15 protein-coding genes are annotated in these 17,545 nt (G+C 72.3%); 3 read left to right on the top strand and 12 right to left on the bottom strand.

Annotation, left to right across the window (positions count from 1 at the left end; genetic code table 11):
- Nucleotides 1–17 precede the first annotated feature (17 nt).
- Nucleotides 18–1,049, top strand: a complete 1,032-nt coding sequence (locus BMY97_RS11760; protein ID WP_091616740.1) for a quinone-dependent dihydroorotate dehydrogenase — start codon at nt 18–20, stop codon at nt 1,047–1,049.
- Here the strand turns inward: BMY97_RS11760 and atzF are convergent.
- The 9 genes from atzF to BMY97_RS11715 all read right to left on the bottom strand — a co-directional run bounded on the left by atzF (nt 1,018) and on the right by BMY97_RS11715 (nt 13,914).
- The gene (gene atzF, locus BMY97_RS11755) at nt 1,018–2,757 is read right to left on the bottom strand and encodes an allophanate hydrolase (protein ID WP_218156766.1); all 1,740 of its coding nucleotides are present in this window, start codon (nt 2,755–2,757) and stop codon (nt 1,018–1,020) included. The two genes, BMY97_RS11760 and atzF, sit on opposite strands and share 32 nt — an antisense overlap.
- 267 nt (nt 2,758–3,024) lie before the next feature.
- Nucleotides 3,025–4,044 (bottom strand): phage shock envelope stress response protein PspM, encoded by a 1,020-nt coding sequence (gene pspM / locus BMY97_RS11750; protein WP_091616738.1) that lies wholly within the window; start codon nt 4,042–4,044, stop codon nt 3,025–3,027.
- A gap of 34 nt (nt 4,045–4,078) precedes the next feature.
- Nucleotides 4,079–4,924: a PspA/IM30 family protein gene (locus tag BMY97_RS11745; protein ID WP_091616736.1), complete on the bottom strand. Its 846-nt coding sequence runs from the start codon at nt 4,922–4,924 to the stop codon at nt 4,079–4,081.
- Nucleotides 4,925–5,151: 227 nt separating this feature from the next.
- Nucleotides 5,152–5,625: a helix-turn-helix domain-containing protein gene (locus BMY97_RS11740; protein ID WP_177231290.1), complete on the bottom strand. Its 474-nt coding sequence runs from the start codon at nt 5,623–5,625 to the stop codon at nt 5,152–5,154.
- 100 nt (nt 5,626–5,725) lie between these two features.
- Complete coding sequence (locus BMY97_RS11735) at nt 5,726–6,211, bottom strand: CinA family protein (protein WP_091616733.1); 486 nt, start codon at nt 6,209–6,211, stop codon at nt 5,726–5,728.
- Nucleotides 6,211–6,876, bottom strand: coding sequence for a CDP-diacylglycerol--glycerol-3-phosphate 3-phosphatidyltransferase (pgsA, locus tag BMY97_RS11730; protein ID WP_091616731.1), 666 nt, complete (start codon nt 6,874–6,876; stop codon nt 6,211–6,213). Before pgsA ends, BMY97_RS11735 begins: the two co-directional genes overlap by 1 nt.
- Complete coding sequence (gene rimO / locus BMY97_RS11725; RefSeq protein ID WP_091616729.1) at nt 6,873–8,327, bottom strand: 30S ribosomal protein S12 methylthiotransferase RimO; 1,455 nt, start codon at nt 8,325–8,327, stop codon at nt 6,873–6,875. Before rimO ends, pgsA begins: the two co-directional genes overlap by 4 nt.
- A 314-nt stretch (nt 8,328–8,641) precedes the next feature.
- Nucleotides 8,642–11,290 (bottom strand): AAA family ATPase, encoded by a 2,649-nt coding sequence (locus BMY97_RS11720; protein ID WP_091616727.1) that lies wholly within the window; start codon nt 11,288–11,290, stop codon nt 8,642–8,644.
- Between the two features lie 575 nt (nt 11,291–11,865).
- A complete protein-coding gene (locus BMY97_RS11715; protein ID WP_091616725.1) occupies nt 11,866–13,914 on the bottom strand; it encodes an acyltransferase family protein in 2,049 nt (682 codons plus the stop codon).
- A 172-nt stretch (nt 13,915–14,086) separates the two neighbouring features.
- Between BMY97_RS11715 and BMY97_RS11710 the strand changes: the two genes are divergently transcribed.
- The gene (locus BMY97_RS11710) at nt 14,087–14,611 is read left to right on the top strand and encodes an amino-acid N-acetyltransferase (protein ID WP_177231289.1); all 525 of its coding nucleotides are present in this window, start codon (nt 14,087–14,089) and stop codon (nt 14,609–14,611) included.
- A complete protein-coding gene (locus BMY97_RS11705; protein ID WP_091616723.1) occupies nt 14,611–15,237 on the top strand; it encodes a nitroreductase family protein in 627 nt (208 codons plus the stop codon). The genes BMY97_RS11710 and BMY97_RS11705 overlap by 1 nt, the downstream gene beginning before the upstream one ends.
- Here the strand turns inward: BMY97_RS11705 and BMY97_RS48325 are convergent.
- The 3 genes from BMY97_RS48325 to BMY97_RS11690 are packed head-to-tail and all read right to left on the bottom strand — an operon-like array spanning nt 15,230 to nt 17,404.
- Nucleotides 15,230–15,670, bottom strand: a complete 441-nt coding sequence (locus tag BMY97_RS48325) for a hypothetical protein (RefSeq protein ID WP_245787275.1) — start codon at nt 15,668–15,670, stop codon at nt 15,230–15,232. The two genes, BMY97_RS11705 and BMY97_RS48325, sit on opposite strands and share 8 nt — an antisense overlap.
- Nucleotides 15,671–15,713: 43 nt before the next feature.
- Nucleotides 15,714–16,277, bottom strand: a complete 564-nt coding sequence (locus BMY97_RS11695; protein ID WP_091616721.1) for an RloB family protein — start codon at nt 16,275–16,277, stop codon at nt 15,714–15,716.
- On the bottom strand, nt 16,274–17,404 hold the full coding sequence (locus BMY97_RS11690; protein WP_245787274.1) for an AAA family ATPase: 1,131 nt from the start codon (nt 17,402–17,404) through the stop codon (nt 16,274–16,276). Before BMY97_RS11690 ends, BMY97_RS11695 begins: the two co-directional genes overlap by 4 nt.
- Nucleotides 17,405–17,545: the final 141 nt, after the last annotated feature.

The raw sequence follows: 17,545 nt of genomic DNA, 5'->3' as shown, positions 1-17,545 counted from the left end.
TGGGGCAGCATGGGGCCGTGCTCTTCGACAAGATCGTCCGGCCCGCCCTGTACCGGCTGGCGTTCCACGACCCCGAGCTGGTGCACGAGCGCACCGTCACCCTGCTGAGCCGGACCGCGCCCGCGCTCCGCCCGCTGAGCCCGGTCTACCGCACCGACGATCCCGTGACGTTCCTCGGCCTGCGCTTCCCCAACCGGGTCGGCCTGGCCGCCGGGATGGACAAGAACGGCCGGGCGCTCGCGGCGTGGCCCGCGCTGGGCTTCGGCTTCGTCGAGGTCGGCACCGTGACTCGGCACCCGCAGCCGGGCAACCCGAAGCCGCGCCTGTTCAGCCTGCCCGTGAGCGACGCCGTGATCAACCGGATGGGCTTCAACAACGAAGGCGCGCAAGCACTCGCGGACCGGCTGGCCGCCCAGGGCAAGCCGGGGGTGCCGCTGGGGATCAGCATCGGCAAGTCCAAGGTGACCCCGCTCGCCGACGCCGTTGAGGACTACCGCTTCTCGCTGCGCGCACTGCACCCGTACGCGGACTACTTCGCGATCAACGTCAGCTCGCCGAACACCCCCGGGCTGCGCGAGCTGCAGGACAGGACCGCGCTGGCCGAGCTGCTCGCCGAGCTGCGCCGGACCTCGGCCGAGCTGGGCGGGAACACCCCGCTGCTGGTCAAGGTGGCGCCGGACCTCACCGACGACGCGCTCGCCGAGCTGCTGGAGGTCTGCCTGGAGCACGGCGTCTCCGGGCTGATCGCGACCAACACCACGCTCTCCCGCGAAGGCGTCGCCCCGGCCGAAGCGCACCTCGCCGCGGAGACCGGCGGCCTGTCCGGGCGGCCGCTGACCGCGCGGTCGCTGGAGGTCGTCCGGTTCGTCCACGAGCGCACCGTCGGCCGGCTGCCGATCATCGGCGTCGGCGGCATCCTCGGCCCCGACGACGCGTCGCGGATGCTCGACGCCGGGGCCGGGCTGGTCCAGCTCTACTCCGGGTTCGCGCTGCACGGGCCGGGGCTGGTCCGCCGGGTCAGCCGGGGGATCGCAGGCCGGCCGTGCTGACGAAGCGCAGGTAGCCGCGCCACGACTCGTACCGGTCGAGGTTTTCCCCCGCGGCGGCCGAGTCTGCCAGCACCGCGAGCGGGGTGCTGCCGTCTTCCAGCTCGACCCGCCCGAGCACCAGCGGCTCCGGCAGCCCGGCGGCGAACCGGCCGAACGCGCCGGGCGAGAGCCGCCAGCGCTCGCCGTCGAGGCCCGTCCCGCCCGGGAGCACACCCGGCTGCGGCGGTTCGGTCTCCAGCAGCACCATGCGGTACCGCTCGGCGGTCCGGACCGGGCCGGTGAACCGGGCGCCGTCGAGGCTCCCGTGCAGCGGCTGGCCGCGCAGGTGCGCGCCGAACACCACGACGTCGACCCCGTCGGCCGGATACGGCTCGCGCTCCTGCTCGCCGGTGAGCACCGCCGCCAGGTCGATCCCGATCTGGTCCTCGAACGCCCGGGTGGCGATCGTCACGCCGAACGGCCGCTGGTCCCCCGGCGCCACCGGCACCGTGACGGCCGCGAAATCGAGCACGTTGACGAACATGCTGTACGTGCCGAGGCGGCTGCTGACGCCGACCGGGTGGGCCAGCGCCTCGGTGATGGCCGGATGGTCGGTGACCGTGGGCAGCAGCAGGGCGTCTTGGCCAGCGAGGATCTTCCGGGCCTCCGCGCGCAGCTCGGCCACACGGGTCTGCGCGTCCGCCAGCTCGTGGGCGAGATGCGTGCCTGCGGCCGCGACGATGCCGGAGACGGTCGCATCCGCTCCTTCCGGGCCGCCGGCGAGGAACTCCCCGGCCGAGGCGTAGCGCTCGGCCACCAAAGCGCTGCCGTAGAGCAGTTTCCCGGCGTCGAGCAGGGTGCTGACATCGATGGCCTCGATGATCGCGCCCGACGCCTCCAGCGCGGTCACCGCAACGTGGAACGCCCGGCGGGCGGCGTCGCCGAGGGCGGCCAGACCGGCTTCGTCCGGGATCGCGACCCGGGGCCGCTGCCCGGCGCTCAGCCGGACGTCGGCGGGCCACTCGCGCACGGCCGGGTCCAGCCCGTCCGGACCGGTCATCACGGCCAGCGCGCGCTGGCCGAGGGCGAGGCTGCGGGCGAACAACGACACGCAGTCGAACGACGGCGAAGCCGGGAACACCCCGGTCTTCGGCACCAGCCCGAGCGTGGGCTTGAGCCCGATCACCGCGTTCAGCGCCGCGGGCACCCGGCCCGAGCCGCCGGTGTCGGTGCCGAGCGCCAGGTCCGCGATGCCCAGCGCCACCGCGACGGCCGAGCCGCTGCTCGACCCGCCCGCCACCTTCTCCGGGTCGAGCGCCGAGGCCACCGCGCCGTACGGGCTGCGGGTGCCGGCCAGCCCGGACGCGAACTGGTCCAGGTTGGTCTTGCCGAGCACCACGGCGCCCGCCGCGGTGAGCCGGGAGACCACGGTCGCGCTGGTCACGGGCGCGCGGGAGAACCCGGGGCAGCCCGCGGTGGTGGGGGTGCCGGCGACGTCGACGAGGTCCTTGACGGCGAGCACCGTCCCGGCCAGCGGGAGGTGCTCCCCCGCGTGCACGCGCTCGTCCACGGCCTTCGCGTCGACCAGCACCTCCTCCTGGGCGCGGAGGGTGATCCAGATGTCGGGGCGGTCGAGGACGCCGATCCGCTCGAAGGCGGCCACCACGCGCTGGTGCGCGCTGGGCGGGGGCACGGGGACGGGTTCGGTTTCCGGCGGGAGCGTGGTCACGGGGCGTCCTTTCCTCGGCGCTTCGAGAAAGTCCACTGTGTACGTCCGGTGCCGCGGAACCTCAGGCCTCGACACCGTTCCTGGCGGGTGCCACCACTGACTGCATAGGAAAAACGTTAAACAGCCAACGTTTCCGTGGCCAGACGTTTCCGATTACACGATTGTTTCGATACCGCAATCGAAACCTGCGCAGTCACGCGTAGTCGGCGTCGATCCCGCCGACCGGGCTTCAAACTCGGCCATCCGGGCGGAAAACCGCGGATCAGGTCAGGTAAGGTCCGACAGCGCCAGCGCGAGCCCGGCGAGGTGGTCCGTCGCGTCGGTCAGTGCCTCCCGCGAGGTGCCCAGCCCGTCGCTGCTGGCGGCGACCGCGCGGCCCGCGGCGGCGACCAGGCTGCCGTAGCCCTCGATGCCGTCGTCGAGCTGCTCCCGCAGCTTACCCACGGCGGCGTCCAGCGCGCCGCGCTCCCGGTCCGGCGCCGAGTTCCGCCCGCGTTCGATGGCCTGGATCCGCCCGGCGAGCCCGCGCAGCGCCAGCGCGGCCTGCTCGGCCGTCGCCCTCGCGTCGGCCACCGACACCTCCGGCACGGCGAACGTGCCCAGCGAGGACGGCACGGCCAGCTGGTTCAGCAGCTCGCCCAGCGAGGCCTCGGACTCCGCGAGCCGTTCCATCGGCTCCCGCGCCACGGAACCGGCCGCGGGCAGCGGCGGGGGCCCGCTCGGCGCGGACGGCAGCTGGACCTTGTTGAGGCCGCGCAGCTTCAGGCCGGTCCGCACGCTGAGCGTGCCGAACGCGAGGGTGCCGAACCCGGCCAGCACGGCCTGGGCGATCTCCGGCGTGCCGGAGGCGAGCAGCCCGGTCCCGGCGAGCACGGTCAGCACCCCGAGCATGATGGTGATCAGGACCCACAGGGTGAGCACCCGTGAAGTGCGCCGCTTGCGCCGCTCCAGCTTCGCGGCGGGCTGGTTCCAGCGGTCCCATTTCGCCCGGGCCTCCGCGACCGCGGGCACCTGCCCGGCGACCGCGGCGAACGTGGCGGGCACGGTGGACGGCCGCCGCACGATCGGCCGCGGCGGCGACGGCCGGTGCTGGAAGTTGCCGGGTTTCGGCTGCGCGGCGGGCTTCCCGCCGGCCTCTTCGGCCGGCGGGAAGTACCGCTGCAGCTTCTCCTGGGCGCGCTGGGCTTTCTCCTGCGCCCGCTGGGCGTAGTCGGGCAGCCGCTCGATGTGCTTCTCGAGCTTGGCGTTGAACTCGCTGAAGTCCCGCCGTCTGCCGCTACTGCCCATGACACACGCCCCCGGAGTGGTTCGGCCTGTTGGGTCAGGCCGGGTTCTTGCCCTGCTCGGCCTGCACGCGGGCCTGGATCTCCCGCTGGATGTCGGCGCTGTTGGCGGCGGCCGGGGCCTTCGCCGCGGCACCGCCGTCGGTCACCTGCGCGACCGAGTCGCCGCGCATGGAGTTGCGGATCTGCTCCAGCCGCGAGTGGCCCGCCATCTGCGTGGCGGACTGCTGCACCTCGAGCATCCGGCCCTGGACCGAGTTCTGCGCGAGCTCGGCCGAGCCCAGCGCGGTGGAGTAGCGCTTCTCGATCTTGTCGCGGACCTCCTCCAGCGACGGGGTGTTGCCCGGCGCCGCCAGCTCGCTCATCTGGTTCAGCGAAGCGGAGACCTGCTCCTGCATCTTCGCCTGCTCCAGCTGCGAGAGCAGCTTGGTGCGCTCGGCCAGCTTCTGCTGCAGCATCGTCGCGTTGCGCTCGACGGCCTTCTTGGCCTGCGCGGCCGCCTGCAGCGACTGGTCGTGCAGGGTCTTGAGGTCCTCGATGCTCTGCTCGGCGGTGACGAGCTGCGCGGCGAAGCTCTCCGCCGCGGTCTCGAACTCGGTCGCCTTCTGCTCGTCACCCTTGGCGCGGGCCTCGTCGGCCAGCACCAGCGCCTGACGGGTGGACGCCTGCAGCTTCTCGACGTCGCCGAGCTGCCGGTTGAGCTTCATCTCCAGCTGGCGCTGGTTGCCGATCACGGAGGCGGCCTGCTGCGTCAGCGCCTGGTGATTGCGCTGTGCCTCCTCGATGGCCTGCTGGATCTGTACCTTCGGGTCGGCGTGCTCGTCGATCTTCGACGAGAACGCCGCCATCATGTACTTCCAGAACTTCACGAACGGGTTGGCCATCTCCTCCGCCTGCCTTCTTGCGTCCCACGGGCCTGAGTTACCTCGAGGTGGGGCGTCACTCCCCTAGTCACACAACGTCCCGACCCCGGCGTTGGGTTCCATCGTGTCAGGTCGGTCCCCGTCGTTCCAGGCGACCCCGGGGGAATTCAGGGTTGGCCCTGATCGACACCGGACACAAACGGACGGCCCCGGGTGACAACCCGGAGCCGTCCGTTCACGAAACGTGGTTATGCGGCAATGGTCGACGCGAGCTTCGGCGCGCCGATCGTGGTCCGCAGGGTGGTGTTGAGCCGGGGCGACGGCGAAAGCCGCAGGTCGGACAGATCGTCGCCGATCAGCTCGGACACCAGGCTGCCGCCCTCGAACCCGCCGGCCTTGGCCGAGGTCTCAGCGGCGCGCTCCGGCACGGTTTCGCGGGGTGCGCCCTCGACCACCCGCTCGTCCACCGGGGCGACCTCGACCTTGTCGAGCGCCGACACATCGGCCGCGACCTTGTGCAGCAATTCGCCGAGTGGAAGCTCCAGGGCGTCGCAGATGGAGGCCAGCAGCTCGCTGGACGCCTCCTTCTGGCCACGCTCGACCTCGGACAGGTAGCCGAGGCTGACCCTGGCGGCGCGAGAGATGTCACGCAGCGTTCGACGCTGGTTGGTGCGGGCATGACGGAGCCGATCACCGATCGCCTCACGCAACAGCACGGTCATCACGCGCCTCCCTTCCCGAACTGGTGCCTCCTACGTTACCCAGAGCGGCGCCCCGGGCGCAGGACTTGAACCATGCGTACGCCAAGGGCGAACGCCACGTTCAGTCTAGTTGTTCCTCGAGGAGCGTGAAGGCGGCGCTCACGGAGCCGGTCCGGACGGCGTCACGGTCACCGGTCAGCACCAGGGTACGGACAGTCGGCCCGAAGGGCCCGCGGAGCCCGATGTGCACCGTGCCCGGGGCCACCCCGTCCTGCGCCGACGGCCCGGCGACGCCGGTCAGGCCCAGGCCCCAGGTCGCTCCGCAGCGGTCACGGGCACCGGCCGCGAGCTGCGCCGCGACCTCGGGATCGACCGCGCCGCGAGCGGCCAGCAGCGCTTCGTCGACGCCCGCGAGCACGTGCTTCAGCTCGGTGGCGTAGACCACCAGCCCGCCGCGCAGCACGGCACTCGCGCCGGGGATCCGGGCCAGCGTGGCGCAGACCAGGCCCGCGGTCAGCGACTCGGCCGCGGCCACCGTCTCACCACGCCGGGTGAGCGCCGCCACCAAACCGGCGGCCTGGCCGTCCAGGTCGGGCACGGCGGGCATCAGGCGCCGGTGGCGCGACGGCCCGCGGCCCGCAGCCGGACCGCGCGCACCAGGTAGTCGACGCCGGTGACCACGGTCAGCACCACGGCCAGGCCCATCAGCGCCCAGCGGACCGGGTCCGCGCCGGCCGGCAGCGGCAGGAGGTAGACGACGATGGCCAGGATCTGGGTCATCGTCTTGGCCTTGCCGCCGCGGCTGGCCGGGATCACGCCGTGGCGGATCACCCAGAACCGCAGCAGCGTGACGCCGATCTCCCGCACGGCGATCACGATCGTGACCCACCAGGGCAGCTCGCCGAGCACGCTCAGCCCGACCAGCGCGGCGCCGATCAGCGCCTTGTCCGCGATCGGGTCGGCGATCTTGCCGAAGTCGGTGATCAGGCCGTACTTGCGCGCCACCCAGCCGTCCACCTGGTCGGTGGCCGAGGCGATGGCGAACAGGCCGGTCGCGATCAGCCGCCAGGTGGTGTCCGCGCCGTCGCCGGTGAACAGCGCGAGCACGAACAGCGGCACCAGCACCAGCCGGGACAGGGTCAGCAGGTTGGCGAGGTTGAGGGTCGGGACCGGCGTCGGCTCCGGCACCTGGGCGGCGGCCTCGGCGGGGCGGGCGGGGGCCGGCCCGTCGCGGGTCATGCCCTCGCCGGCGTCGCTGGGGGCGGCACTCACCGGTCGGCGTCCGGTACCGGGCGGACGACCAGGTCGACCCCGGCCGATTCGACGACCTCGCAGCGGACCAGGTCGCCGGGCTTCAGGGCCGGCTCCTCCTCCAGGATCACGCACTCGCCGTCGACCTCGGGGGCCTGGTGCGCGGCGCGGCCCACGGCGTCTTCGCCGTCCTCGGCCGCCTGCTCCACCAGCACGTCGACGAAGGTGCCGATGCGGTCCTCGGCGCGCTGGGCGGTGAGCTCCTCGACCAGCGCGGAGATCCGCGTGACGCGGGCGGTGACCTCCTGCGGGTCCAGCTTGCCGTCGAAGGTCTCGGCCTCGGTGCCGTCCTCGTCGGAGTAGCCGAACACGCCGACCGCGTCGAGCCGGGCGCCGGTCAGGAAGCGCTCCAGCTCGGCCAGGTCGTGCTCGGTCTCGCCGGGGAAGCCGACGATCACGTTGGTCCGGATGCCCGCCTCCGGCGCGTACTCGCGGATCTGCTCGGTCAGCGCGAGGAAGGAGTCGGTGGAGCCGAACCGGCGCATCCGGCGCAGCACCTGCTCGCTGGAGTGCTGGAACGAAAGGTCGAAGTAGTCCGCGACGCCCGGCGTCGTCGCGATGGCCTTGACCAGCTGCGGCCGCGTCTCGGCCGGCTGGAGGTAGGACACGCGCACTCGCTCGATGCCCTCGACCTCGGCCAGCCGGGGCAGCAGCCGCTCGAGCGCGCTGGCGCCGTCACGGCCGAAGTCCTTGCCGTACGAGGTGGAGTTCTCGCTGACCAGGAACAGCTCCTTGACGCCGTTCTCGGCGAGCCACCGCGCCTCGGCGACGATCTCGTCGGGCTGCCGCGACACGAACGAACCGCGGAACGACGGGATCGCGCAGAACGAGCAGCGCCGATCGCAGCCCGACGCGATCTTCAGCGCCGCCACCGGCGAAGTGTCCAGCCGGGTGCGCAGCACGCGCGGGCCCCAGCCGTGCTGGGCGTGCCCCGGGACCTCGACGGACTCGCTCGCCGCGGGGCGCTGGACCGGGCTGATCGGGAGCAGCTTCCGGCGGTCGGACGGGGTGTGCGAGGCGAGTTTGCGGCCCGCCACCACGTCGTCGAGGCGATCGGACAGCTCGGCGTAGTGGTCGAAGCCGAGCACCGCGTCGGCCTCCGGCAGGCTGTCGGCCAGCTCGTGGCCGTACCGCTCGGCCATGCAGCCGACCGCGACCACCTTGCGCCCGGTGTCGGCGGCGGCCAGCAGCGTGTCCACCGAGTCCTTCTTCGCCGACTCCACGAAGCCACACGTGTTGACCACGACGACGTCGGAGTCCTCCGGGTCGGCGGCCAGCTCCCAGCCCCCGGCCGCCAGGCGGCCGGCCAGTTCCTCGGAGTCGACCTCGTTGCGGGCACAGCCCAGCGTCACAAGGGAGACACGACGGCCGGTGGCCGGCTCGGTGGCGGGCTCAGTGGTGGGAGAAGGCACGACGTTCAGCGTAGCCGCCGGGGTCCGGCCAGGCGGCGACGGCGTCGCCCAGACGAGGAGACAGGCCCGGTGGCGGGGGCGCGATGATCCTGCGGAGCGGCTCAGGCCGGTTGCCCCGCATGGTGGCCGGGCGCAGTGCTCCGGCCCGGCCACCCACGCGCGGTGACCATGGCGCAGCGCAATGCACCTGCGCAGCGGTCCGGCCTGGCCACCCACGCGCGACAGTCGAACGCGGCACTCCCGCACAGCGGTCCAGCCCGCGCGATGACCGTGGCGCATTGCACCTGCACCACAATCCAGCCCGGCCCCCCGGCTTACCCCGGGGAGGGCAGGTCGGCCGCGGTCAGCAGGGTCAGCTCGGCGTCGCCGACCGACTCCAGGTCGACGTCGGGGCCGGCCAGCCGGAGGGACTGCGCGGCGATCGCGCCTTCCAGCAAGGCCCGGGCGGAGCGGCCGTTGGCGAACCCGCGGCCGCGGTCGAGGCCGGCCATGGCCCCGGGCAGCGCGGCCGTCAGGTCCTCGGCCAGCCGGTAGCCCTGCCCGGCCGCCATGGCGGTGAAGATGGCGGCGAGCTGGGCGTTGTCGTAGTCGACGAACTCGACGGTGCCGCCGAAACGCGAGCGCAGGCCGGCGTTGGCGTCCAGGAAGCGGTCCATGTCGGCCGGGTAGCCCGCGGCGATCACGATCAGGTCTTCGCGGTGGTTTTCCATCTGCACCAGCAATTCGGCGACGGCTTCCTGGCCGTAGTCGGACCCGGTCCCCTGCGCCAGCGTGTACGCCTCGTCCACGAACAGCACGCCGCCGATCGCACGTTCGCAGACCTCGCGGGTCTTCGGCGCCGTCTGCCCCAGGTACTCCCCGACCAGGTCCGGACGCGCGACCTCGACCAGGTGCCCGGACGGCAGCACCCCCAGCTCGCGGTAGAGCTGGCCCATCAGCCGCGCGACCGTGGTCTTGGCCGTGCCCGGGTTGCCGGTGAAGACCAGGTGCCGGCTGCGCGCCCCGACCGGCAGCCCGGCTTTGCGGCGCCGCGCGTCCATCCGGGTCTCCGCGACCAGCGCCCGGACCCGCTGCTTGACGCCGTCGAGGCCGATCATGCCGTCGAGCTCGGCCAGCAGCTCTTCGAGACCGCGCCGCGGCCCGGCGTCGTCGGCGACCCCGACCCCGGCTTCCCCCGGCAGGTCGGCGGCGACCAGGAGGGCCAGCGCGGAGTCGGGCCCGGCGGGCTGCGCGGCGAGCCGTCCGGCCTGCTTCCCGAGCACGGCCTCCAGCAGCCCGCGCACGGAACGGCCGTTGGCGAAGCCCCGGCCGCGCGGGATCCGCCGGATCGCCTCGGGCAACGCCCCGACGAGATCGCCGTCGAGCTGATAACCCTGGCTTTCGGCCATCGACCGGAAGATGGCGGCCAGCTCGTCGTTGCTGTAGTCCGGGAACTCGATCCGGGACGAGAACCGCGACCGCAGGCCGGGGTTCGACTCGAGGAAGCCGTCCATCTCCTTCGGGTAACCCGCGACGAGCACCACCAGGTCGTCGCGGTGGTTCTCCATCTGGACCAGGATTTCGGCGACGGCCTCGCGGCCGTACTCGTCCTCCTTGTCCAGGGACAGGCTGTACGCCTCGTCGATGAACAGCACGCCGCCGGTCGCCCGTTCGCAGACCGCGCGGGTCTTCTTCGACGTCTCCCCGAGGTACTCGCCGACCAGGTCCGGCCGGGCCACTTCGACCACGTGGCCCTTGGACAGCATCCCGAGCGCCTGGTAGATCTTCCCGATCAGGCGGGCGACGGTCGTCTTCGCGGTGCCCGGGTTGCCGGTGAGCACCAGGTGCCGGCTGCGGACCGTGACCGGCAGGCCCGCGTCCCGGCGCCGCGCGTCGATCGCCGCCTCGGAGACCAGCGCCCGCACCCGCTCCTTCACCGGGGCGAGCCCGATCATCGCGTCCAGCTCGGCCAGCAGTTCCTCGACCGGGCGGCCCGCCCGCTGCTCCGCCGCGGCGGCGAGCGGCGCGACGTGCTCCATCCCGAGGTGGACCCGGCCGTCCGGGGACACCCCGTCGGCGACGGCCCCCCGCGCGGCCGCGTCGAGCACCGCCTCCACCCCGCGGGCGCCGTTGCCGGCACCCCCGGCCAGCGGGACCAGGCGATCCCGCACCGCGGGCGGCAGCACGAACGAGCGTTCGGCCGCGATCACGTCCAGCAGCGCGGCCGTCCGGCCGGACTGGGCGAACCGCGGCATCCGGTACTGGATCACGGTCTGCGCGAAGTCCGGCGCCTCGGTGCGCAGGACCTCGAGCACGCGCTCGGTGCCCGCGAGCACGAGCAGGCGGCAGCTGTCCTGGTCGTGCGCGTAGTCCCGGAGCGCGCGCAGAACGCCGCCTGGCTCCTTGGCGAACAGGGCATCGGCCTCTTCGATCAGGATGAGCGGCGGATCCCGCTGGTCGGAGACGTGATCGCGGAGCACCACCTCGACCGGCTCGTCGCCGGCCGCGGCCAGCAGGTCCGGGGCGGTCGCCGCCACTTCGGCCTCGAAACCGACGCCGGCGGTCCTGAGCGCGAGCTGCAGCGTCCGCCACAGCCGGCGCTGCCCGGTGTGGGGCTCGCCGACGAGCAGCACGAACGGGTTCGGCTGCTTCGTGCCCGAGTTCTGCTGCGCCCACTCCTGCATCGCGACGACCCACTCGGCGTGCGCCTTCTCGTACTGCTCCTGCGCGTGTCGCTCCCACATCCGGTTCCCGGCCGAGAGCAGGTCGAACGTCATCGAGCGGGTGTTGCGGGCGAGGTCGTCGAGGTAGCCGCGTTTGTCCTTCGGCCCCACCGGCTCCGGCGGCGGCTCCCCCCGGCCGTCCTGGGTGCCGTGCCTGCTGCGGTCGGCCCAGGCGACGACCTGCACCACCCGCCGCACGAACTCGCCGGCCGGCTCGGCCCCCGCGACGAACGCCGTGCCCGCGAGGCTCTCGACCCGCACCGGGGCCTCGGCCGGGCGCGCGGGCGCCGGCTGCGGAACCGGGCCGGACGGCGGACCGGCGGTACCGGCTGCGGGCGGCGCAGCGCCGGCGGGCCGATTCGGCCCGGGAGGACCACTCCGGACGGGCGGCGGGCCGGACTGAACCGGCGGGCCCGGCTGACCAGGCGGACTGGGCTGAACCGGCGGGCCAGACTGCCCGGCCGAGCCCGGCAGGCCAGGCTGGCCAAGCGGGCCGGGCCGAACCGGCGGACCAGGCCGGGCACGCGGACCGGAGGCCGGGCCCGCCTGCCCGAAACCGTTAGCCGGCACGATCCGCGTGGCGGCGCGGTACCCGGGATCCGCGGGGACCGTGCCGAACTGCCAGGCTCCGCCGGGCCGGGTCCACTGCACCGGCTGCCCGGGAACGAGCAGCCACGACGTGCCGTCCGGCCCCATCAGCATCGCCGTGCGGCCCATGGCGGTTTCCGCCTGGGCGGCCTCGAACGCGTCCCACCCCGCGCGCGTCATCGTGCCCCGCTCCCCCGTGTCGCCTCTCCCGGCCCGACAGCATACGGGCGGGCGTCAACGAGCGGTGATCACCACTTCAAGGCGGCGCTCATCTGCTTGTCCACGATGGGGGACAAGGTGGTCAGGAAGGTCGCGGTGACGTGGTTGTCGTCCATGTACACCAGCACGTTGCCGACCGTGGCCGGGCAGACGTCCACGTCGCAGAAGTAGTCCGTGAAGTCCAGGAACGAGACGTTGCCGGGGACGTTCGGCATCGTCGTGTAGGACGGGTCCGAGGGCAGCAGGTCGTCGCGGTCGCGGGCGCAGGCCGGGTCCTCCGGGGTCCGCTCGGCGACGCAGCCCGCCACGTCGAAACCGAAGCGCGGGTTGTCGCGCAGCGCCACCACGGGGATGCCGGCCCGGTCCAGCCTCGCCCACCGGTCGAGGAAGCCCTGCGGGGTGGTCTCGGTGATCCCGGCGCCCACGTTCAGGCTGCCCAGCGTCACCACGGCGTCCGGGTGCATCGCCACGATCTCGGCGGCCGCGGCCTTGTTCCAGTCGAAGCAGGGCTGGTCGCCCGGCATCAGGTCGGAGGTCGCGGAGAACGGGCAGGCGCCGTAGAGCATCGAGGTGACCTGCCAGCCCTCGCTCTGCACCATCGGCAGGAACGCGGCGAGGTACTGCTGCATGTGCGAGTCGCCGACCAGCACCACGCGCTTGGCGGGCGGTCCGGCCGGGTTCTGCGTGCAGACCTTCAGATCGTCGTTGCGCGGCGACGTCGTGCACTGGTCGTCGGTGATGCCGGCCCAGTCCTCGGGCAGCTTCAGCGTGGGCGGCACCACCGACGGCGACGGCGAGCCGCGGTAGACGAAGCCCGGGGTGTGCGCGACGGCGCCGGGATGGTCGGGGTCGCCGAGCGCGATGGAGTAGTTGGCCTGCGCCGTGGTGTACCCGCCCCAGACGCCGGCGCCGATCAGCACCGGCGCGAGCGCGAGGACGGCGAACCGGTAGGCGCCCCAGCGTTTCACCGAGCCGATCTTCGACAGCCGGATCGGGTTCTCGATGAAGTGGTAGGTCAGCACCGAGAGCGCGAACGACACTCCGACCACCACCGCGCCGCCGAGCAGGCCGACGGCCTCGCGTTCGCGCACGATCAGGTAGAACACCAGCACCGGCCAGTGCCACAGGTAGAGCGAGAAGCTGATGTTTCCCAGGTACCCCAACGGTTTCGAGCTCAGCCAGCGGTCCGCGCCGAAGCCGCTGCCGGTCTGGCCGGCCACCAGGACCAGCCCCGCCGACAGCGTCGGCCACAGCGCGATGAAGCCCGGGAACACGGTGTCGACGCGCAGCACGATGCCGCACAGCACGAGCCCGGCAACGCCGACCCAGCCGAGCAGGATGCGCAGCCGGCGCGGCAGCGTGACGGTGTCGAGGAACATCGCCATCAGGCCGCCGAGCGCGAACTCCCAGACGCGGGTGAGGCCGTGGAAGTAGGCCAGCGGCTGGTCGGCGGCGGTGAGGTAGACCGAGTACGCGAGCGAAGCGGCGAACAGCGTCACCAGCATGACGTTCACGGTGCGGCGCAGCGGCCAGCCGAAGCGGCGCACAGCGAGGCCGAGCGCGAGGAAGATCACCGGCCACAGCAGGTAGAACTGGCCCTGGATGGACAGCGACCAGAAGTGCTGGACGACGCTCGCGGTGTTGTGCTGGGCGAAGTAGTCGACCGAGTCGGCGGCGAGCTGCCAGTTCTCGTAGAACAGCGCGGAGGCGAAGACCTCGCGGATGGTCTGGAACCAGCGGTCCTCCGGCAGCAGCAGCGCCGAGGCCACGACCACGGCGAGCAGCACGGTCATCGCGGCCGGGAGGAGCCGTTTGATCATCCGGCCCCACATCGGCCGCAGCTCGATCCGGCCCCGCAGCGACGCGCGGTAGAGCTGGCCGGTGATCAGGAAGCCGGAGACCAGGAAGAAGACGTCGACGCCGCCGGAGATCCGGTCCAGCCAGACGTGGTAGACGACCACCAGCACCGAGGCGAGCGCGCGGACGCCCTGCAGCTCGGGCCGGAACCGGGACTGCGCGGCCGAGGCGGCGGGGGAGCCGCCGGACCGTTCGGCCGTCGCCGCCGTGGTCCCGGACATGGGTGTCCCTCCCCCTGGTCGCCGCGCCTCGATGCGCGTACTCCGCTGGTGCGATGGCCGGACGTGACGGCACGGTTGTTTGCGTGCACTAGCTATACGTCACGGCCTGGGCGGCGGCGCATCCGGGGGTCCCCCGATCGAGCCGTCGGCGGCGCCGGGCGGGCGGATCGATATGTTGGCCGGTGTGCCTCCCGACTCAGCCCACCCGGCCGTCCGCCGCGCCCGGATAGCCGACGTCCGCAAGATCAAAGCGCTCGTCGACTCCGACGCGGGCCGCGTGCTGCTCGAGAAAGAGCTGGTCACGCTGTACGAGGCCATCCAGGAGTTCTGGGTCGTCGTCGGCTCCGGTGACGAGGTGCTCGGCGCGGCCGCGCTGCACGTGCTCTGGGAGGACATCGCCGAGCTGCGCACCGTCGTGGTGGACAAGGCGGCTCGCGGCCAGGGCATCGGCCACCGGCTGGTCGGGCGGCTCGTCGACGAAGCCCGCGAGCTGGGCCTCAAGCGGCTGTTCGTGCTGACCTTCGAGACGGATTTCTTCTCCGGGCACGGCTTCGTCGAGATCGACGGGACGCCGGTGTCGCAGGAGGTCTACGAGGAGATGCGCCGCTCGCTCGACCCGGGCGTCGCGGAGTTCCTCGACCTGCCCTACGTCAAGCCGAACACCCTCGGCAACTCACGCATGCTCCTGGAGTTCTGATGGACACCGACCACCTGCTCAGCACCACCCGCGCCGTGCGCCGCAAGCTCGACCTCGAGCGCCCGGTCGAGCCCGCCGTGCTCGCGGAGTGCCTGGAGCTGGCGCTGCAGGCGCCGACCCCGGGCAACCAGCAGGACTGGCGCTGGCTGGTCGTGCGCGACCAGGGCGTCAAGGACCGGCTGGCCTCGCTGTTCCGCCGGGTCGGCGAGGCCTACCTGGCCGCCCGCGCGGCGGAGGCGGACGACAGCCCGGCGACGGCCAGGGCGCTGGCGTCCGGGCGGTACCTGGTCGAGGTGATCGAGCGGGTGCCGGTGTTCGTGGTGCCGTGCCTGCGCGGGCGCCCGGCCGGTGACAACGCGGTGGACGCCGCGTTCTACGGCGGCATCTTCCCCGCGGTCTGGAACTTCCAGCTGGCGTTGCGCTCGCGCGGCCTCGGCTCGACGCTGACCACGTACCACCTGCAGCACGAGGCGGAGGCGGCGGAGATCCTGGGCGTGCCGGACGGCTACACGCAGGCCGGGCTGCTGCCGGTCGCGTACACCACGGTGCCGGACTTCAAGCCGGCCGCGCGACGGCCGCTGTCGGAAGTCGCGTTCCTCGATCACTGGGGCGAGCCGCTCAGCTGACGCGCAGGGTGATCCGGTCGCCGCGGACGCTCACGCCCACCAGCTCGACCCGAGCCGCGGCGAACGTCGTGGCGTGCGGCCCGCGGCGGCCGGTGTGCAGCTCGGTGTCGGTGCGCTCCCCGCGGCCGGGCTGCGTCAGCGTCACGGCGACGATCGCGTCGCCCTGCCAGATGCAGTGCAGCCCCGGCTTGCAGCGCGAGTCCTCGACCAGCCGGGTGTAGCGGACGGTGATGTCCTTGGTGCTCAGCTCGGCCGCCTGCCCGGTGGCGAGCGAGACGTCGTGCCCGGGATCGGCCGTGACGGTGCCGGCGACCGCCGGCCGTGGCGGCGCCGCCGGCCCCCCACCGGTCTGCGCGAGGGCCACTGAACTCCCCGCGCCCGCGGCGAGGACGACCAGCGTCCCCATGGTCAGAGCGAGCCTCTTGGCGTCCATGGTGTGCAGACGGGACCGGCGGCGGCCGGGGTTGCACCCGGGGTCAGATCATCTTCGAGACCAGGGCCCCGACTTGAGTCGAAGGATTGATCTCGTGCCCGGCCGGTGAGCTACCGGCCCGATTGACGGCAGCGTCGACCCCGCCGGCGAAGTCCTCGAACCGCAGCCCGGACTTGCGGTACTCGGGGAGATGCCTCCGCAAGCGCCGCTCGACTTCGCGGTACCGGGTCATCGGAGCCGCACAAGTCTCGAAGTGCAGAAGCAGCCAGTACTCGAAACACGGATTCGAGACGGCGAGGTTGACTCCGCGCCGCCGGGCCTGGACCAGCGCCCGGCTCACGTCGAACTCGTCGACGTCGACCACACACCAGACTTCGTCGTGCGTTCCCGCGGCACGGTCCCGCAGGCCGGCCGCGAAATTGACAACAGTTTCCGGGTCCGTCGGCCTGGCCTTGATCTTGATAGTGACGGCGGGGTTGCGCCGATCCCGTTTGAGGCCCTCGAAGTAGGCCGGCTCCGTGGCGAGAGCACCACAAACCACGAGCAGCGATCTGCGCTCCTCGCGGAACGCACGGCGCCGGCGAGCCGTGTTCTCGCGACGAGTCATCCGCGTTGCAACGCTTCCGCGAAGTCGCCGAGCACCGGCACCGCACCGTACGCGCCCGCCAGGTAACGCCGTTCGGTGTTCTGGTCCTTACGAGGTTTGAAATCGGTGAGCGGATACAGCTCGCTGGCCCCCTCGGCGGTTTTGTCCACGAACCAGATTTCGTCACGCGCCAGGACATCACCGCCGAGCATCGTGCCGAGCAGGCTGGTGTCGTGCGTCGTGAAGATCAGCTGCGCACCCAGCGGGTTGGTCGCTTCGTCCCGGAAGAGCCCGATCAGCCTGGTCACCAGAGCGGGATGCAGGCTGGTTTCGAGTTCGTCGACCACGAGCACCGCTCCCTGGTCGAGGGCGTCCACCACCGACGGCAGCAACTCCAGCCAGTTCCGGGTCCCGGCCGATTCGTCGGCGAGATCGAAGAACTCCTGCTGCGGTCCGTGCGCCAGCCGGACCTCCAGCTCGCGCCGGTTCTCGTCACCGTGATAGCCCGACCGGTCCAGGACCATGATGTCAACGATGCCCACGTCGGCGACCTTCAGCAGCGACAGCACCCGGTCGAACCGCTCCGGCTTCTCGACGAGGTAGCCGCCGACCCACTGGCTGAGAAATCCTCCCTGGGCCGGCTCGTTCTGCTCGACCACGTTCAACCGCTGCTGGAACCATCGGTGGGCAACAGCCAGCGGGCCGAGGTCCAGCCTCTCGCACTCGCGAAGCAGCAAGGTGTTCAGCCGGATGATCTCCTCCAGCAGCCCGATCTTCGCGCGGACCTCCGTCAGAGTGCTGCCGGTCTTGATCTTCGAGCCGGACCGCTCGAACAGCAGGCGTTTGCGCTTCTCGGGATAGGAGTACAACCACTCCTCGAGAATTTCACCGCCCTTCAGGACGAAGCCGTATGTGTGGGGAACACCGTCCGCCAGCATCTCCGTCACGAAGACGGACGGCTCCTGCCCCATACCGGAGGCGAGCCGAAAGGGTTTCTGTATCTCCAGCCCGGTGGCGGGGACCGCCTGCCACAGCCGGCCGGCCCCCGACAGCCGTCGGCCGGCCACCAGCTCTTTGACCAGGGCGAGGCCGTCAAGCAGGTTCGACTTGCCCGATGCGTTCGCACCGTAGATCGCGGCCACCGGCACGGCCGGCCGGTTGTCCCCCGGCAGGGCGGGCATGAGCAGCAGCTCCTGCTCGTCCCGAAACGAGCGATGGTTGCCCAGCCGGAAACTCCGAAGCACCCGGACCACCTCCTTCTGACAGTTTCAGGCCGTTCTGTACCAGTA

It is taken from the genome of Amycolatopsis saalfeldensis (genome assembly GCF_900110575.1).
GTDB lineage: Bacteria > Actinomycetota > Actinomycetes > Mycobacteriales > Pseudonocardiaceae > Amycolatopsis > Amycolatopsis saalfeldensis.
The sequence above is the reverse complement of the archived record's forward strand: the minus strand, read 5'-3'. Positions and strand labels throughout refer to the sequence as shown.

Coding starts and splice junctions, on each gene's coding strand:
- BMY97_RS11745 (WP_091616736.1), bottom strand. CDS start 4,924: ATGGCCAACCCGTTCGTGAAGTTCTGGAAGTACATGATGGCGGCGTTC.
- BMY97_RS11735 (WP_091616733.1), bottom strand. CDS start 6,211: ATGCCCGCCGTGCCCGACCTGGACGGCCAGGCCGCCGGTTTGGTGGCG.
- BMY97_RS11705 (WP_091616723.1), top strand. CDS start 14,611: ATGGACACCGACCACCTGCTCAGCACCACCCGCGCCGTGCGCCGCAAG.
- BMY97_RS11740 (WP_177231290.1), bottom strand. CDS start 5,625: ATGACCGTGCTGTTGCGTGAGGCGATCGGTGATCGGCTCCGTCATGCC.
- pspM (WP_091616738.1), bottom strand. CDS start 4,044: ATGGGCAGTAGCGGCAGACGGCGGGACTTCAGCGAGTTCAACGCCAAG.
- BMY97_RS11695 (WP_091616721.1), bottom strand. CDS start 16,277: ATGACTCGTCGCGAGAACACGGCTCGCCGGCGCCGTGCGTTCCGCGAG.
- BMY97_RS11710 (WP_177231289.1), top strand. CDS start 14,087: ATGTTGGCCGGTGTGCCTCCCGACTCAGCCCACCCGGCCGTCCGCCGC.
- BMY97_RS11715 (WP_091616725.1), bottom strand. CDS start 13,914: ATGTCCGGGACCACGGCGGCGACGGCCGAACGGTCCGGCGGCTCCCCC.
- BMY97_RS48325 (WP_245787275.1), bottom strand. CDS start 15,670: ATGGACGCCAAGAGGCTCGCTCTGACCATGGGGACGCTGGTCGTCCTC.